This is a genomic window from Deinococcus metallilatus (assembly GCF_004758605.1).
In the GTDB taxonomy this organism is placed as follows: Bacteria; Deinococcota; Deinococci; order Deinococcales; family Deinococcaceae; genus Deinococcus; species Deinococcus metallilatus.
On sequence record NZ_CP038512.1, the window covers coordinates 2,502,501 to 2,517,240 of the forward strand.

17 protein-coding genes (1 of these 17 running past the window's edge) are annotated in these 14,740 nt (G+C 68.7%); 7 read left to right on the forward strand and 10 right to left on the reverse strand.

Annotated elements, in window-relative coordinates; genetic code table 11:
* The 6 genes from E5F05_RS18145 to paaA all read right to left on the reverse strand — a co-directional run.
* Positions 1-747 carry the 5' end (the start) of a DUF937 domain-containing protein gene (locus E5F05_RS18145; RefSeq protein ID WP_129120046.1) on the reverse strand. Its footprint begins 1,392 nt before the window's first position, so the window shows 747 of its 2,139 coding nt (coding positions 1-747); the start codon lies at positions 745-747; the stop codon falls past the left edge of the window.
* Positions 748-964: 217 nt separating this feature from the next.
* Positions 965-3,046, reverse strand: a complete 2,082-nt coding sequence (gene paaZ / locus E5F05_RS18150; protein WP_129120047.1) for a phenylacetic acid degradation bifunctional protein PaaZ — start codon at positions 3,044-3,046, stop codon at positions 965-967.
* Positions 3,047-3,506: 460 nt separating this feature from the next.
* Positions 3,507-4,001 (reverse strand): 1,2-phenylacetyl-CoA epoxidase subunit PaaD, encoded by a 495-nt coding sequence (gene paaD / locus E5F05_RS18155; protein ID WP_129120048.1) that lies wholly within the window; start codon positions 3,999-4,001, stop codon positions 3,507-3,509.
* A 4-nt stretch (positions 4,002-4,005) separates the two neighbouring features.
* The gene (gene paaC, locus E5F05_RS18160) at positions 4,006-4,815 is read right to left on the reverse strand and encodes a 1,2-phenylacetyl-CoA epoxidase subunit PaaC (protein ID WP_164973549.1); all 810 of its coding nucleotides are present in this window, start codon (positions 4,813-4,815) and stop codon (positions 4,006-4,008) included.
* The gene (locus E5F05_RS18165; RefSeq protein ID WP_129120049.1) at positions 4,812-5,459 is read right to left on the reverse strand and encodes a phenylacetic acid degradation protein; all 648 of its coding nucleotides are present in this window, start codon (positions 5,457-5,459) and stop codon (positions 4,812-4,814) included. Before E5F05_RS18165 ends, paaC begins: the two co-directional genes overlap by 4 nt.
* Positions 5,459-6,427, reverse strand: a complete 969-nt coding sequence (gene paaA, locus E5F05_RS18170; protein ID WP_129120050.1) for a 1,2-phenylacetyl-CoA epoxidase subunit PaaA — start codon at positions 6,425-6,427, stop codon at positions 5,459-5,461. The genes E5F05_RS18165 and paaA overlap by 1 nt, the downstream gene beginning before the upstream one ends.
* Before the next feature lie 130 nt (positions 6,428-6,557).
* On the opposite strand from paaA, the gene E5F05_RS18175 reads away from it, so the two are divergent.
* The 5 genes from E5F05_RS18175 to E5F05_RS18195 all read left to right on the forward strand — a co-directional run bounded on the left by E5F05_RS18175 (position 6,558) and on the right by E5F05_RS18195 (position 9,640).
* On the forward strand, positions 6,558-6,950 hold the full coding sequence (locus E5F05_RS18175) for a RidA family protein (RefSeq protein WP_129120051.1): 393 nt from the start codon (positions 6,558-6,560) through the stop codon (positions 6,948-6,950).
* On the forward strand, positions 6,947-7,822 hold the full coding sequence (locus tag E5F05_RS18180) for an aldo/keto reductase (protein ID WP_129120052.1): 876 nt from the start codon (positions 6,947-6,949) through the stop codon (positions 7,820-7,822). The genes E5F05_RS18175 and E5F05_RS18180 overlap by 4 nt, the downstream gene beginning before the upstream one ends.
* Before the next feature lie 92 nt (positions 7,823-7,914).
* Positions 7,915-8,298 (forward strand): 4'-phosphopantetheinyl transferase superfamily protein, encoded by a 384-nt coding sequence (locus tag E5F05_RS18185; RefSeq protein ID WP_129120053.1) that lies wholly within the window; start codon positions 7,915-7,917, stop codon positions 8,296-8,298.
* Positions 8,298-9,140: a Cof-type HAD-IIB family hydrolase gene (locus E5F05_RS18190; RefSeq protein WP_129120150.1), complete on the forward strand. Its 843-nt coding sequence runs from the start codon at positions 8,298-8,300 to the stop codon at positions 9,138-9,140. The genes E5F05_RS18185 and E5F05_RS18190 overlap by 1 nt, the downstream gene beginning before the upstream one ends.
* Before the next feature lie 35 nt (positions 9,141-9,175).
* Positions 9,176-9,640, forward strand: a complete 465-nt coding sequence (locus E5F05_RS18195) for a hypothetical protein (RefSeq protein ID WP_129120054.1) — start codon at positions 9,176-9,178, stop codon at positions 9,638-9,640.
* A gap of 180 nt (positions 9,641-9,820) precedes the next feature.
* On the opposite strand, the gene apaG is transcribed toward E5F05_RS18195, so the two are convergent.
* Positions 9,821-10,213, reverse strand: a complete 393-nt coding sequence (apaG, locus tag E5F05_RS18200; RefSeq protein WP_129120055.1) for a Co2+/Mg2+ efflux protein ApaG — start codon at positions 10,211-10,213, stop codon at positions 9,821-9,823.
* A 36-nt stretch (positions 10,214-10,249) separates the two neighbouring features.
* Here apaG and E5F05_RS18205 point away from each other — a divergent pair, with 36 nt between their 5' ends.
* Complete coding sequence (locus tag E5F05_RS18205) at positions 10,250-11,323, forward strand: M42 family metallopeptidase (RefSeq protein ID WP_241687224.1); 1,074 nt, start codon at positions 10,250-10,252, stop codon at positions 11,321-11,323.
* 71 nt (positions 11,324-11,394) lie between these two features.
* Here the strand turns inward: E5F05_RS18205 and dusA are convergent, their stop codons facing one another.
* Together dusA and E5F05_RS18215 are read right to left on the reverse strand one after the other, a co-directional pair.
* Positions 11,395-12,420: a tRNA dihydrouridine(20/20a) synthase DusA gene (gene dusA, locus E5F05_RS18210; protein WP_129120057.1), complete on the reverse strand. Its 1,026-nt coding sequence runs from the start codon at positions 12,418-12,420 to the stop codon at positions 11,395-11,397.
* A 214-nt stretch (positions 12,421-12,634) separates the two neighbouring features.
* Positions 12,635-13,123: a GNAT family N-acetyltransferase gene (locus E5F05_RS18215; RefSeq protein WP_129120058.1), complete on the reverse strand. Its 489-nt coding sequence runs from the start codon at positions 13,121-13,123 to the stop codon at positions 12,635-12,637.
* 92 nt (positions 13,124-13,215) lie between these two features.
* Between E5F05_RS18215 and E5F05_RS18220 the strand changes: the two genes are divergently transcribed.
* Entirely contained in the window at positions 13,216-13,455 is a 240-nt protein-coding gene (locus tag E5F05_RS18220; protein ID WP_129120059.1) for a hypothetical protein, read from the forward strand.
* A gap of 50 nt (positions 13,456-13,505) precedes the next feature.
* Here E5F05_RS18220 and mqnC read toward each other — a convergent pair whose 3' ends face one another.
* On the reverse strand, positions 13,506-14,687 hold the full coding sequence (gene mqnC, locus E5F05_RS18225) for a cyclic dehypoxanthinyl futalosine synthase (protein ID WP_129120060.1): 1,182 nt from the start codon (positions 14,685-14,687) through the stop codon (positions 13,506-13,508).
* Between the last annotated feature and the right edge of the window lie 53 nt (positions 14,688-14,740).

Below are 14,740 nucleotides of genomic sequence, written 5' to 3' on the forward strand. Positions count from 1 at the left end.
GGCGGGATCGTTCAGCAGGGCGGTGTTCAGCGTGCCGTCCGGAGTGGTGAACCGCTGGAGGTCACGGCCACGGGCCAGCAGGTCCGCCGCGCCCGCCTCGGTGCTGCCCTTGTTCGCAATGGCGTTGAGGACGACCGGCAGGGCGGCCTGTGCGGCGCGTGTGGCCGTTCCACCCGTGAAGCCCGCCGCCCTGCCGAGCTGATCCGCTGCCTGACCGCCGAACTGGCCCTTCAGGAAGTCCAGCAGACCTGCGGCGGTCAGCGCGCCACCGGCCACGCCCGCCGCCGTTCCCAGCGCCCCTTTTAAGGCTGGCAGAACGCTACCGACGTTGGCGGCATTCAGGCCGCGCTGGCCCAGGAAGCTCAGCAGCAGGGGGAGGGTCATGTGCAGGAGCTGTTGCACACTGCCTGCATTGAGGCCACCCGCCACCTGACCGGCGACGCTGTTCGCCTGCCCGCCCAGCAGCACGGGCGCCAGCAGTTCCCCGGCCTGCCGGAGATGAGCGGCCCCATCCGGCTCGTTCAGGGCGGCTTCCACACTGGGAAAGTCGGGGACATTGGCGAGAGCTTCCGCGATCTGCGCCTGCCCTTCGGGGGTACGGGCGTGGTCAGCCAGGGCGTTCAGTTGGAGGGGCAGCCCCTCATGCAGTACCCGCGCGGCACCCTCGGCGCTCAGGTCAGTCGCCCGCCCAAGTTGCTCGGCGCTAGCCGGGCCAAAGTAAGATTCCAAAAGATCAGCAACGTTCATTCCGCCTCCTGGCGAGGTGCGCCTCCCGGTGCTCTGCCAGGACCGGGAGGAGATGGGGAGGGCTACACCGACTTCACCCGCCCTCAGCGTTCGAGGTGGGCCACGCCCTCCCCAACCTAGCCCACCCAAATGGAAGCCGGTCACATTTCGTCATGACCGTTCGCTAAGAAACCGGGCCGGACAGCGGGAAACCGTCCGGCCCAGGCGAGGGGAAAGTTCAGGCAGTGAGGTCGTCTGATGCGTCCGGCGCCCGTTCCACCAGCGTCAGGATGTCGTAGGTCGCCACCAGTTCGTCCCGCTGGTTGGTGATCTCGGCGTGCCACTCGACCACACCGGTCGGGCGCGTCTCGCCGGGGCGCAGGTCCTTGCGGATCTTGCGCTTGCAGGTGAGGCGGGTGCGGATGGTGTCCCCGATACCAACGGGTTCCACGAAGCGCAGATTCTCCAGGCCGTAGTTCGCCAGCACCGGGCCGGGCGCAGGCCACACGAACTGCCCGGCGGCGGCAGAAATCAGGAAGTAGCCGTGCGCCACCCGTTTCCCGAAGATGCCTTCTTTCGCGCCGATCTCGTCCACGTGGGCATAGAAGTGGTCGCCGGTCAGGGCCGCGAAGTTCACGATGTCCGCCTCGGTGACGGTGCGGCGGTGGGTGAGGAGGCTGTCCCCGACCTGAATCTCGTCGAAGGTCTTGCGGAAGGGGTGAATCACGTCTTCCCGCACCTCCGCGCCAGGCACGTACTCGTGCGTGATGGCGGCGAGGGTGGTGGGGTCGGCCTGCACCGCCACCTTGTTCATGTGGTGCTTGACGCCCGCGAGGCCCGCCAGTTCGGCGCCGCCGCCCGCGCGACCGGGACCGCCGTGCAGCAGTTGGGGAAGGGGGCTGCCGTGGCCGGTGCTTTCCTTCGCGTCGTCGCGGTTGAGGATCAGGAGGCGGCCGTGGCTGCTCGCCATGCCCATCACCAGTTCGGTGGCTTCCGCGCGGTCGTAGGTGACGATGCTGCCCGCCAAGCTGCCCCGGCCCATCTTCGACAGGTGCGCGGCCTCCTCCAGCGTGTCGTAGGGGAGCAGGGTCGCCACCGGGCCGAACGCTTCCAGCTCGTGCGGGCCGCGCGCCGTGAGGGGCGACTCGCACAGCAACAGAGTGGGGTCGAGGAAGGCGCCCTTCTCGCGGTCGCCGCCCAACAGTTCGCGTTCCTCGCCGCCGATGACGACGCTCGTCTCGGCCTTCAGCGCGTCCAGCGTTGCCCGCACCCGCTCGCGCTGCTCGGTGCTGACGAGGGCACCCATTCGCACGTCATCGCGGGCGGGGTCGCCCACCGTCACCTTGCTCAACTCGGCCCGCAGCGCCGCTACGACCTCCTCCACCCGGTCGCGGGGGACGATGGCGCGGCGGATGGCGGTGCATTTCTGCCCGGCCTTCCCGGTCATCTCGCGGGCGACCTCGCGGACGTAGAGGGCGAATTCGGGGTCTTCGGGGCGCACCGTCAGGCCCAGCACGGAGGCGTTCAGGCTGTCGGCCTCGGTGTTGAAGGGCACGTTGCGCGCGACGATGTTGGGATGCACCCGCAGCTTCTGCGCGGTCGCCGCCGACCCCGTGAAGGCCACCATGTCCTGCTCCTCCAGGTGGTCGAGCAGGTCGCCGGGGTCGCCCGTCACCAGTTGCAGGCTGCCTTCCGGCAGGAGGCCGGAGGCGATGATGTCGCGCACCACGCGCTCGGTGAGGTAGGCCGTCTGCGGGGCGGGCTTCACCAGGCTGGGCATCCCGGCGATGAAGGCCGGGGCGAGCTTTTCCAGCATTCCCCAGACCGGGAAGTTGTAGGCGTTGATCTGCACGGCCACGCCCTCACGCGGCACCAGCAGGTGACGGCCCACGAAGGTGCCGCCCTTGCCCAGGCGCTCCACCTTGCCTTCGGGCAGGAAGCGTTCGTCGGGCAGGTCGCGGCGGGCCATGCTCGCGTAGTTGAACAGCGTCCCGATGCCGCCCTCGATGTCCACCCAGCCGTCGCGGCGGGTCGCGCCGGTCAGCAGGCTGAGCTGGTAATAGTCCTCCTTGCGCTCCAGCAGGTACGTCGCCAGCGCCCGGAGCATCCGCGCCCGCGTATGGAAAGTCAGCTTGCGAAGGGCCGGGCCGCCGACCTCGCGCCCGTAGCGCAAAGCCTCCGCGAAGTCCACGCCTTCACTGGAGATGACGGCGATGGGGCGGCCATACACGGCGTCGTGGAGGGTCTGCCCATCGGGGGCGGTGTGCCAGGTGCCGTAGACGTAGGAGGCGGGGCGGAGGATTTCAGTAGTTGCGGTCATGCATTCTCCTTGAGCGCAAGGGCGGTCAGGTGTTGTCCGGTACAGCCTGAGCTGGGGCTTCCTCGTCGCTCACTAGCTCAATGTCCCTGCCAGGTTCCATCTTCATCAGGCCATTCTCACAGCGCAGGCGTAACTCATCGCGCGTCACCTGAATGTCAGGAACACGTCGCATTCTCAGGTCGCCCGACGTCGGATACAGACTCACCTGCGGGGCTGCGATAGTGGCTTTGACGCTGGGTATAGAGAGTCGAATCTGCGTGGACCCAGGCACGCAAAGGAACGTAATCGGCTGGCTCATCCCCTCTGCTATCAGGGTCACACCGCCGGGAATCTGCCGGACCTGCACAGGTACTGAAGGCGCAGCCTGAGCAAAAGCGGTAAGCAGGGCCGTAGCGAGGGCAAACGCGCAAGAGGCTGAAGAGAGTCTCATATGCCTATCTTGCTGCACTCCCCCAGCCGGTCACACGCTCTTAAACCCCTCAAACGGCTCCCGGCAGCTTTCGCACACATACAACCGCTTGCACAGCGTCGGCCCAAACGAAGCCGTCATTCGCACGTTCAGCGAGCCGCAGCGGGGGCAGCGGGTGGGTTCGGGGTCGAGGGTGATGAGGGGGGATTCGTCGGCGGGGGCGGGCGGCGCGATGCCGTACTGACGCAGACGCTCACGGGCGTCTTCCTTGATCCAGTCGGTCGTCCAGGGCGGGGTGAGGGTGCTGCGGACTTCCACGTCCTCCAGCCCCAACGCGCGCACTGCCTCACCAATGCTCTCGCGGATGACGTGCAGCGCCGGGCAGCCGGAGAAGGTGGGAGTAAAGGTGACGGTCACGCGGCCGCCGTCCACTGTCACGTCCCGCACCATGCCCATGTCGGTGATGGACACGACGGGGATTTCGGGGTCGGGGACGGCGGAGAGAGCAGTCCAGACCTGTTCGGGGGTGACGTGAATGGCGGTCATACGGTCACCAGACCTCGGCGTTCGGGACGGCCCGCGCCACGCTCTGCATTTCGGCCAGCAGGGGCGCGAGGTGTTCGGTGTGCGTGTCGCGTCCTCCTACGGCATCGGCGGGAACATCGGGCAGGGTCAGGCCGCACTTCCCGGTCAGGTGCGGCACCACCAGGGCTTCCCAGCGTGCCCGCACTCCGGTTAGGTCGGGGAGGATACCCGCCTCCACCAACTTTTCCTCGTCCTGCACGGGCTGGAAGAGTTGCGCCGTGCGGGGCCACAACTCATTCAGCGCGTTCTGCGTGCGGCGGTGGCTCTCGTCGGTGCCCAGGGCGAGGCGTTCCACCCACAGAGAGGTGTGCTGAAGATGGAACTTCTCTTCGCGCAGGGCCTTCGCAGCGACTTCAGCCAATGGAGCGTAGGTGCTGGCGCGGGCCGCATCCAGCCACAGCGCCTCGTAAGCGTCGAAGAGGTACTGGCGCAGCATCGTGAAGGCCCAGTCGCCCTTCGGTAGTTCGGCAAGGCGGACATTCGTGAACTCGTCCGCGTCCCGGAAGAAGGCGAGGCGGTCGGGATCAGAGCCGTCCAGCTCGCGGCGCAGTTCGAGATACAACCCAGCGTGCCCCAGTTCGTCCTGCGCGATGTTCGCCAGTGCAATGTCCTCTTCCAGAATCGGGGCGTGTCCCGTCCACTCGCCGTCCCGGTGCGCGAGGATGATCTCGTCGTCGGCCAGGGCGGTGAGCTTGCGGATCAGGGCGGGCTGAAGCTGGGGCGTGAGCATCTCCTGCTGACCGCTGACTGCTGAGAGTTGACCGCTCCCCGTCATCGCTCCACCTTCTTCGGCACCGTGTTGTGCGGATGGTCGTACACCTTCTGGTCGCCCAGGTGGGGTTCCTCGTTCACGCGCTGGGGCATGCGGCCCTCGCGCTTGAGTTCACCGACGTGGCGCCCGATCACGCCGTAATACTGCTGCTGCTTGTAGGTCTTGTCCTTCGCGGGGGCGAACCAGCTCTCCACCGTGCCGGGGTCGTCGTTGGTGCGGACGACGGCGGCTTCGGGGAAGACGAGCCAGATCAGCGCCTCGGGGTACTGTTCCCGTGCCTGCCGCAGCGCGTCGCCGGGGCCGCTCGCCTCCACGGCGCCCACAAGGTCCACAAAGGTCATGCTGCGCTTGTGCGTGCGCTTGAGGCCCACTTGATACGTGCCCGCCTCGCCGGGGGTGTCCAGCACTTCGGGCTGAGCCTCCACCTCTTCTGGGGTAGCCGTCAGGATGTCGGCCTCGCGCACCGTCCAGAGGCTGACGGCGGCGGGGCGGCGCACGAAGACGTTGCGGGCGGTCAGGAGGGCGTGGTCGGGGTCGCCCGCGTGGACGCTGCCCACCGCCTGATAGGGCCGGTTCGGGGCGTCCTGCTTGAAGACCTCCCAGCGGGGCCACTGGGTATCCGGGGTCTGGGGAGCGTGGGTGGTCATCAGTCGGCGGCCTGCCCCATCTGCCGCGCCGTATACGCCTGCATCGCCTCACGCACCCAGGCGCCTTCCTCGTGGGCCTGCTGCCGCGCGCCGAGGCGTTCCCTGTTGAGGCCCTGCTGGCCCTTCACCACCGCCCAGAATTCGTCCCAGTTGATCGGGCCGTGAATCCAGTTGCCGCTTTCATCCTGATGCAGATCAGGGTCGGGGATGGTCAGGCCCGCTTCGAGCAGTTCGGGGACATGCTCGTTGATGAACTCCTGGCGGACCTCGTCATTCGTCTTGAGCTTGATGCCCCACTGCACGAGAGCGCCGGTGTTGGGGCTGTCGGCGTCGTGCGGCCCCAGCATCATCAGAGACGGCCACCACCAGCGGTTGAGGGCGTCCTGGGCCATCTGGCGCTGCTCGGGCGTGCCCTGGGCGTAGGTGACGATCATTTCCTTGCCCTGCTTGTGGTGGAAGGTTTCCTCCGAGCAGATACGGACCATCGCGCGGGAGTAGGGGCCGTAGGAGCAGCCCGCCAGCATGGTCTGGTTCTTGATGGCCGCGCCGTCCACCAGCCAGCCGATCATGCCCACGTCGGCCCAGGTGAGGCTGGGGTAGTTGAAGATGGACGAATACTTGGCCTTGCCCGCGAGGAGCGCGTCCAGCATCTCCTCGCGGGTGGCGCCCAGCGTCTCGGCGGCGTGGTAGAGGTACTGGCCGTGCCCCGCCTCGTCCTGCACTTTGGCGATCAGGATGGTCTTGCGCTTGAGGCTGGGCGCGCGGGTGATCCAGGCGCCTTCCGGGAGCATCCCCACGACCTCGCTGTGCGCGTGCTGGGAAATCATGCGGATGAGCTGGCGGCGGTACTCGGCGGGCATCCAGTCGCCGGGTTCGATCTTCTCGCCGCGCGCGATCCGGGCATTGAAGGCGGCGTGCTGCTCGGCCGTTTCCTGAGGGTGCAAGTCGGTGGGCTGCATCTGGGTCATGGGGCTACCTCCTGGGTTCGCGGACAGTCTACCTAACGAGCGTTAGGTTCAGTGTACAGAAAGCTAGAAAAGTCCACAGGGTCACGGTTACAAACGCCTCATGAGCGGCAGTCGGGGGTAGGCTCGGCCCATGCGGCAGAACATTGGCGGTTCGTCTCCCTGGGAGCCCGTGGTGGGGTACTCGCGGGCGGTGCGGGTGGGGAATGTGGTGCATGTGGCGGGGACGACGGCCACCCATTCAGACGGCGAGGTGATCGGCGTGGGCGACGCTTACGCACAGACGCGGGCGGCCCTGGACATCATCCGCGCCGCGCTGGAAGCTGCCGGGGCGGGGCTGAGCGACGTGGTGCGGACCCGCCTCTACGTCACCGACATCACCCGATGGGAGGAGATCGGACGGGCACATGGCGAGGTCTTCCGCGACATTCGCCCCGCCTCCAGCATGGTGCAGGTCGCCGCGCTGATCGACCCCCGGCACCTCGTGGAGATCGAGGCTGAGGCGATCATCACGGGGGAAGCGTGAGGCCTCTGCTCCCGCCGCCGGGTGCGCCGCGTCTCGGGCTGGGCCTCGCGGCTCTGGGACGCCCCGGCTACATCAACCTGGGGCACGGGCAGGACGTGGGGGCCGACAAGGATGTGGAGGTGCTGCGGGCGCGGGCCTGGGAGGTGCTGGACGCGGCCTGGTCGGCGGGCCTGCGGTACTTCGACGCCGCGCGCAGCTACGGGCGGGCCGAGGAGTTCCTGGGGGGCTGGCTCAAAGCGCGCGGCCACGAGGCGACGGTGGGCAGCAAGTGGGGCTACACGTATACGGCAGACTGGCGGACCGATGCCGAGACACACGAGGTCAAAGATCACCGGCTCGCCACACTGGAAACGGGCGTGCTGAAAGACGAACGGGTGCTGGCGCGGCTGGCCGAACTGGCGGCGGAGGGCACGCGCGTGGGCCTGAGTACCAGCGGGCCAAAGCAGGCGGACACGCTGAGCAAGGCGCTGGCCGTGCGGGTGGACGGCGTGAATCCCTTCAGCGTGGTGCAGGCGACCTGGAATCTGCTCGAACCCTCGGCGGGTGAGGCGCTGGCGGAAGCCCACGCGGCGGGCTGGAACGTGGTGGTGAAGGAGGCGGTGGCGAACGGACGGCTGACCTCACGCGCGGAGGTGGCGCCTGCCCTCGCGCACCTCTGCGCCGAACAGGGCACCACCCCGGACGCCGTCGCCCTGGCCGCCGCCCTCGCCCAGCCCTGGGCCGACGTGGTGCTGAGCGGGGCGACGACGGTGGAGCAGCTTCAGAGCAATCTCGCCTCTTTACGGTTGACCCTGGATCTGGAGGCGCTAGGTGACCTGGCGCAGCCACCGGAACGGTACTGGGGGGAACGGGCGGGGCTGGCGTGGACGTGACGGGGCTTGTGGCGTGTGAAGGCCCAGGCTCCCGCAAAAGCGCCTGCCTCTACAAGCCACGGGCCACGCGCCACAAGCCTATCCTCCCCCTGATGATCGTCGCCATCGGACACGACCTGATTGAAATTGCGCGCATCCGCGGCATGCTCACGCGCGAGGGACGGCGGGCGGAAAAGCTGTTCGCGCCGACCGAACTCGCCTATTGCGCGCGCCTGGCCGACCCTGTCCCCAGCCTCGCCGCCCGATTCGCCGCGAAGGAGGCGTTTCAGAAGGTCTGGCCGCGTCCGCACGGCTGGCGGGACGTGTGGGTGGAGCGGGAGCGGACGCCGGACGGCCCGTTTCCCTTCGCGCCCCCGGTGCTGGGCTTCGCGCCGGAGATCGCGGCGGAGCTGGAGGCGCGCGGCTGGGTGACGCACCTGACGCTGACGCACACGAAGGAACACGCCTCGGCCATCGTGGTGCTGGAGGCGCGGTGATCCGCCTGATCGCCACCGACCTCGACGGCACCCTGCTGCGCCCCGACCTGACGGTGAGCGTCCGAACACGGGCGGCCCTGGACGCGGCGCGGGCGGCCGGGATTCACGTCGTTCCGGTGACGGCCCGGCAACCGCGCGGGGTGCGCCGGATCGCGGAGGCGGCGGGCTTTCACGAGTACGCCCTCTGCGGCAACGGCGCGCACGGCGTTCACCTCACGACCGGCGAGACGCTGTTCGAGGCCCATGTCCCCGAGGCGGTGCAGCGGGCCGTCGCGGAGGCCCTCGCCGCGCGCGTGCCCGGCGTCCTGTTCGTCAGCGTGCGGGAGGGCGGCGAGGTGTTTGTCGCGCAGGACGGCTATGCGGCCATCGCGCATTTCGAGGACCACAAGCGCGAACCGGGCGAGATGGGCACCTTCACGCTGGAGGACGTGCTGGCGCGGCCCAGCCTCAAGTTCATCGTGCGGCACGCGGCCCTCACCCCGCGCGAGTTGCTGGCCGAGTTGCGCGCGCTGAACCTGGGCGGCTTCGCGGTCACGCATTCCGGCGCCCCCTTTCTGGAGGTGCTGGCCGAGGGAGTCAGCAAGGCCTGGGGCCTGGAACAGCTCTGCGCGCGGCTGAACGTGGCGCGGGAGGAGGTGCTGGCCTTCGGGGACGCGCCCAACGACGCGGAGATGCTCGCCTGGGCCGGGCGCGGCGTGGCGATGGGCAACGCGGAATCGGAGGCGCGGGAGGCCGCGGACGAGGTGACCCTCACGAATGCCGAGGACGGCGTGGCGGCGGTGATCGAAAAGCTGCTGGCCGGGCAGGGCACCTTCAGCCGGACCGAATCGTCGCTTCCCTGACGGCGCACCTCCCCGGATTCTGCCTACGCTGGAGCATGAACACGCTGCTGCGGCCGGTGACGTTGTGCCTCACGCTGCTCGCCCCGGTCAGCGTGGCCCAGACCTTCCTCCTGCCCGCTCCGGCCCCGGCCACGGCGGCCGAGCAGGCGGCCCTGACCCGTGGCCGGGCGCTGATCGCGGACTTCTATGCGCTGCGGGTGGAGCGCATGTGGCAGGTGTTCACGGCGGAGATGCGGGCCAGGTGGGGCACGCTCACGGAGTTCCGCACCTACCGTGAGGCGGGCGCGAAAACGTTCGGGGCCGAGCAGCGCGTGCTGCGCGAGCAGGTCTTCACGGACGCGGGAACGACCTACTACATCCGCAGCGCGACCTTCGAGCGGGACGCCCAGACCATCTGGGACCTGATCGTCGGCTTCGACGCGGTGGGCCGCGTGAGCCTGTTTGCCATCGCCGCCGAGGGCGAGCAGGCCCCCGAACGGTTGGCCTGGGCCGCACCCTAGAGCGGCGATCAGCCACCCGGAAAAGCCCAAGGAACTGCGCCGCCTTGCTTGCACAAACTGGTTGAAAAGGAAGACAGCGGCGGGAGGGAGCGGAGGACCTTTCAACCGCCCCACCCCTCTCCAGGCCCGAGTGCCGGAAAAGCGCAGGCTCGGGCTGAGGCTGGCTCCTTGCCCGCTGTCTCAGTTCAGCGTCCGCTCCCCCGGCACCTCCAGCACGAAGGGCGGAATCGGCACCTGCGCCCGCACGCCCCAGGCGTCCTGCATCACGTAATAGCCCTGCATCCGTCCGGGCGTGTCCTGCACCGTCACGAAGGAGTCGTAGACGAAAGCACCCCCGGGCGGGATCACCGGCTGCTCGCCCACCACGCCCTCGCCGTCCACGACCGTCTCGCGGCCCCCGGCGTCGAGGATGTCCCAGTGCCTCGCCAGGAGTTGCCAGGTCTGATCGCTGTGGTTCTCGACTTGGATGACGTAGCTGAAGACGCGGCGCCCGGGGGTGGAGTGCGCGGGGAGGTAGGACACGTCCACGCTGACGCGCACGTCCGGCCCGGTGGAATAGCTCGGATGGCTCATGCCGCGAGCATAGCCTCACGGCGTAGACTCGCCCCTGTGAATCCCCAGCCTGAATCCAGCCCGCCCGCCCTGAACCAGGATTTCCTGTTCGCCCTGCTGCGCGAGGCGGGCCCCAGCGGCTTCGAGCGCCGCGCCGCCGACGTGTGGAAAAAGGAAGCGGCCACCTTCGCCCGCGTCAGCGAGGACCACTACGGCAACGTGTATGCCGAACTCGGCCCGGAAGACGCGCCCGCCGTCGCCCTGCTGGGCCACCTGGACGAGATCGGCCTGATGGTGAGCCACGTCGGGGACGAGGGCTTTCTGAGCGTGCTCGCCATCGGCGGCTGGGACCCGCAGGTGCTGGTCGGGCAGCGCGTCCGCCTGCTCGCGCCGGAGGGCGACCTCATCGGCGTGATCGGCAAAAAGGCGATTCACGTGATGGAACCCGAGGACCGCAAGCACGCCAGCAAGCTTGAGGACCTGTGGATCGACGTGGGCCTGAGCAAGGAGGAGGCCCAGGCCCGCATTCCGGTCGGCACCGTCGGCGTGATCGAGCAGGCGCCGGTGATGGTCGGGGACAGGATCGTCAGCCGCGCGCTGGACAACCGGGTGGGGGCCTTCGTCGTGCTGGAGGCGCTGCGGGCCCTGCAAGGCGCGGACCTGAAACACCGCGTCGTGGCCGTGGGCACCAGCCAGGAGGAGATCGGCAGCTTCGGCTCGCAGGTGGGCAGCCACCGGCTGAAGCCCGTCGCGGGCGTGGCCGTGGACGTGACGCACGAAACCAAGCAGCCCGGGGTGAGCGAGAAGAAGTACGGCGTGGTGCCCTTCGGCTCCGGCGCGAACCTCAGCGTGGGGGCCATGACCAGTCCGGTGATCCTGCGCCAGATGATCGCCGCCGCGCAGCAGGAAGGCATTCCCTACACCCTCAGCGCCAACCCGCGCCTCACCCACACCGACGCCGACACCATGATCCTGTCCCGCTCGGGCGTGCCGGGCGCCGTGGTCAGCGTCCCCAACCGCTACATGCACTCGCCCAACGAGATGGTCGATGCCCGCGACGTGCAAGCCTGCATCGACCTCCTCGCGGCATGGGTCAGGGGACTGGATGCCGAGCCGGACTTCACGCGCTGAGAGAAGCTCTGAGCCATGAGGAAGGGAATGGCCCGCCGGAATAACGCCAGCGGGCCATTCCTTGGTTCGTCTCAGACCGCCTGAATCTCCCCCACCCCCGGCCGCGCGTCCAAGACCGCATCCGGCACGCCCGCCAGCGCCTCCCGCACCACCTCCAGCCCCGCGCCGGGACGGTGGCCCTGTTCGCTGAGCGTCCGCTTCCAGTGCCGCGCGCCGGGCTGTCCCGCGAACAGGCCGAGGGTGTGTTTCATCATGCGGTTGAGGGGCTGGCCCTGTTCCAGTTGCGCGGCGACGTAGGGCAGGAAGGCTTCGATGGCCTCACGGCGGGTGGGTAGAGACACATCCTCCCCGAACACGTCGCGGTCGGCGGCAGCGAGGAGATAGGGGTCCTGGTAGGCGGCGCGGCCGATCATCACGCCGTCGGCCCAGGCCAGATGCTCCTGCGCGGCCTCCAGCGTCAGCACGCCCCCGTTGAGCACGACCGTCAGGTGCGGGAAGTCGGCCTTGAGTTGCCGCACCACCTCGTAGCGCAGCGGCGGAATCTCGCGGTTCTCCTTGGGCGAGAGGCCCGAGAGCCACGCCTTGCGCGCGTGGACGATGAAGGTTTCGCACTCGGCCTCCGCCACCGTCCGCACGAAGCGTGTGAGGTGGTCGTAACTGTCCAGATCGTCGATGCCTATGCGGTGCTTCACGGTCACGGGGAGAGAGGTCGCGCCGCGCATCGCCTCCACGGCGCGGCCCACCACGTCCGGCGTGCCCATCAGGCAGGCGCCAAAAGAGCCATTCTGCACGCGGTCGCTGGGGCAGCCGCAGTTCAGGTTCACCTCGTCGTAGCCCCAGTCCTGGGCAATCCGGGCGCACTCGGCCAGCGCGGCCGGATCACTCCCGCCCAGTTGCAGGGCCACCGGATGCTCGACTGACCCGAAGCCCAGATGCCGCTCGCGGTCGCCATGCAGAATCGCGCCGGTCGTGACCATCTCGGTATAGAGCAGCGTGCGGCGCGTCAGCGTGCGGTGAAACGCGCGGCAATGCCGGTCGGTCCAGTCCATCATAGGAGCGACCGAGAGCGTGTGGGGCGGGCGGAGGGGGGCCATCATCAGCCCGCCAGTGTACGGGAAGGGGGCGGGGGGAAAAGTGGGGAGGAGTTCTCCCTTCGGCTTCCAGACACCCGCCCCATAGCACCCTGTACCTTCACGAACGCGCAAGGCGAGTCCGGCCCCATGCTGGAGGAGTTCTCGCCCGAGAAGAAGGCCGCCCCGCGCGAACACGGCTACGTCGGCGGCAAGGTGCCGAGCCTGGGCTAAAAGCAGCTCAGGCCAGGTCCAGCACCAGCACGTCCTGCGGCCCGGCACGCCCCCCCAGGTAAGGCTCACCGTCCACGCGGAATCCCGCCTTTTCGTAGGCGCGGCGGGCGGCGGGATTGCGCTGGTTGACGCTGAGGGCCAGCAGGCGAATTTCGGGGTGGTGGTGGCGGAGCCAGTTCGCCAGGGCGTGCAGTGCCCCGGTGCCCAGACCCCCGCCCTGCCGTTCCCGGTCGATAAAGAAGGCGCGCAGGCCCACACTGGGCGCCCCAAAGTCGCGTCTGGCCACCGCGCCCGGCGTGAAGTCCAGGCGGAAGGCGCCCACCACCTCTTCCCCCGCCTGCACCAGCATGGGCACGCTGCGGGGGTCGGCCTCGGCCGCCTGGAGCAGCCCGGGCATCTCGCCGGAAAAGCGGACCTGTTCCGGGTGGACGCGCAGGGCGAGGACGGCGGCGCGGGTGGCGGCGCTCACGGGCTGGACGGTCACGGCAGGCGGCACCCTGGCAGCCTACCCGGTTCTCCCCGCCGGAAGCTCAAGGCCTCATCATTTCGGTGGATGCGCCCCTCACTCCGGGCACCTATCCTGAAAACATGAACGTGACGCGTCACTTCAGCGACACCCGAACCGGAGAGGGCCGCGTCCGGTTCCTGATCCGGGGCGGGCACGTGCGGCTGGTGGCGGAGGGACCGGGCTGGCAGTTCGAGAGCACGCACGCCACGCTGGAAGACGCCGCGACCTTCCTCGCGGTGGTGCCCGGACTGCCGCAGACGCTGTACGAGCAGGCGCTCAACGATCTGGAACGGCAGACGCAACTGGACGGCGCGGCGTAACCACAACGCCAATAAAAGGGCTGGGGCAGAACGCTCCGGCCCCTGATCTTTTACCCCGCCGCCCCCACCGCCCGTTCCGCTTCCGGGTTCGTGGCGGCGCGGTCCAGATATGCCCCCACATCGGGCCACTCAATGATTCTAAAGCGGCTGTTGCGGATGGCGGGCGTGAATCCGGCGTCCACAGCAATGCGGATCAGTTCACGCACCGTCGCCTTGTGCCGCCCGTGCCCGCCCGCCGCGCTGACCACGTTCTCCTCCATCATGGTGGAGCCGAGGTCGTTCGCGCCGTAGTAGAGCGAGGCCTGCGCCACCTTGAACCCCTGCCCCGGCCACGACGCCTGGATGTTCGGCACGTTGTCCAGCGCGATGCGGGCGATGGCGAGTTGCTGGAGGTACTCGTGGGCGGTGGCGCCGGGCGCCCTGCCATGCAGGCGGGTGTGTTCGGTCTGGAGGGTCCACATCGCGAAGCCGGAAAAGCCGTTGCCGCCGTACAGCGCGTTCGCCCGGTCCTGCTGCTCGCGGATTTGCAGGAGGTGGCGGGTGCGCTGCGCGTAGCTCTCGCCAAAGCCGATCACCATCGTCGAGATCGTGTAGAGGCCCTTCCGCTGCGCCGCGTCGATGATGCGGAACCAGTCCTCGCTGCGGATGCGGGCAGGGGCGGCCTTCTTCCGCACCTCGTCTTCCAGAATCTCACCGCCCGCGCCCGGCAGACCGTCTAGGCCCGCCGCGATCAGTGTGTCGAGCAACTCGTCCAGGCTCAGGCCGAACGCCCTTTCCATGAACAGCACTTCTTCGGGCGAGAAGGCATCGATCTTGATGCTTGGGTGCTGCGCCTTGATATGCCGTAGGAGGCCCGTGTAGTAGTCCAGGGGCAATTCGGCATTCACGCCGCCCTGCATCAGGATGCGGGTGCCTCCCACCTCCTCCAGCTCGGTGATCTTGGCGCTGATCTGGTCGTAATCGAGCGTGTAGCTGTCCGCCTGCCTGCGCGTGCGGTAAAAGGCACAGAAGTTGCAGCCCACGTTGCAGATGTTGGTGTAGTTGATGTTGCGGTCGATCAGGAAGGTCACCACGTCCGGGTGGGTGCGCGCGAGGCGCAGTTCGTGCGCGACCGCCGCCACATCGGGCAGCGGCAAGTGATACAGCGCCTCGATCTCGGGGGCGCTCAGGCGCTCGCCGGACGCGGCCTTCTGAAGCAGTTCGGCACCCGCAGCGTGCATAGGCGCAGTCATGGGTGCAGGCTAGCACCAGAGAGGGGCGGCAGGCGTCCCGCGAGGGCGCTTGG

Bases quoted from the DNA above. Each gene is read 5' to 3' on its own strand.
- apaG (WP_129120055.1), bottom strand. From the start codon at position 10,213: ATGAGCCATCCGAGCTATTCCACCGGGCCGGACGTGCGCGTCAGCGTG.
- E5F05_RS18195 (WP_129120054.1), top strand. From the start codon at position 9,176: ATGAACACGCTGCTGCGGCCGGTGACGTTGTGCCTCACGCTGCTCGCC.
- paaZ (WP_129120047.1), bottom strand. From the start codon at position 3,046: ATGACCGCAACTACTGAAATCCTCCGCCCCGCCTCCTACGTCTACGGC.
- mqnC (WP_129120060.1), bottom strand. From the start codon at position 14,687: ATGACTGCGCCTATGCACGCTGCGGGTGCCGAACTGCTTCAGAAGGCC.
- E5F05_RS18220 (WP_129120059.1), top strand. From the start codon at position 13,216: ATGAACGTGACGCGTCACTTCAGCGACACCCGAACCGGAGAGGGCCGC.
- paaA (WP_129120050.1), bottom strand. From the start codon at position 6,427: ATGACCCAGATGCAGCCCACCGACTTGCACCCTCAGGAAACGGCCGAG.
- E5F05_RS18185 (WP_129120053.1), top strand. From the start codon at position 7,915: ATGATCGTCGCCATCGGACACGACCTGATTGAAATTGCGCGCATCCGC.
- E5F05_RS18175 (WP_129120051.1), top strand. From the start codon at position 6,558: ATGCGGCAGAACATTGGCGGTTCGTCTCCCTGGGAGCCCGTGGTGGGG.
- paaC (WP_164973549.1), bottom strand. From the start codon at position 4,815: ATGACGGGGAGCGGTCAACTCTCAGCAGTCAGCGGTCAGCAGGAGATG.
- paaD (WP_129120048.1), bottom strand. From the start codon at position 4,001: ATGACCGCCATTCACGTCACCCCCGAACAGGTCTGGACTGCTCTCTCC.
- dusA (WP_129120057.1), bottom strand. From the start codon at position 12,420: ATGATGGCCCCCCTCCGCCCGCCCCACACGCTCTCGGTCGCTCCTATG.
- E5F05_RS18165 (WP_129120049.1), bottom strand. From the start codon at position 5,459: ATGACCACCCACGCTCCCCAGACCCCGGATACCCAGTGGCCCCGCTGG.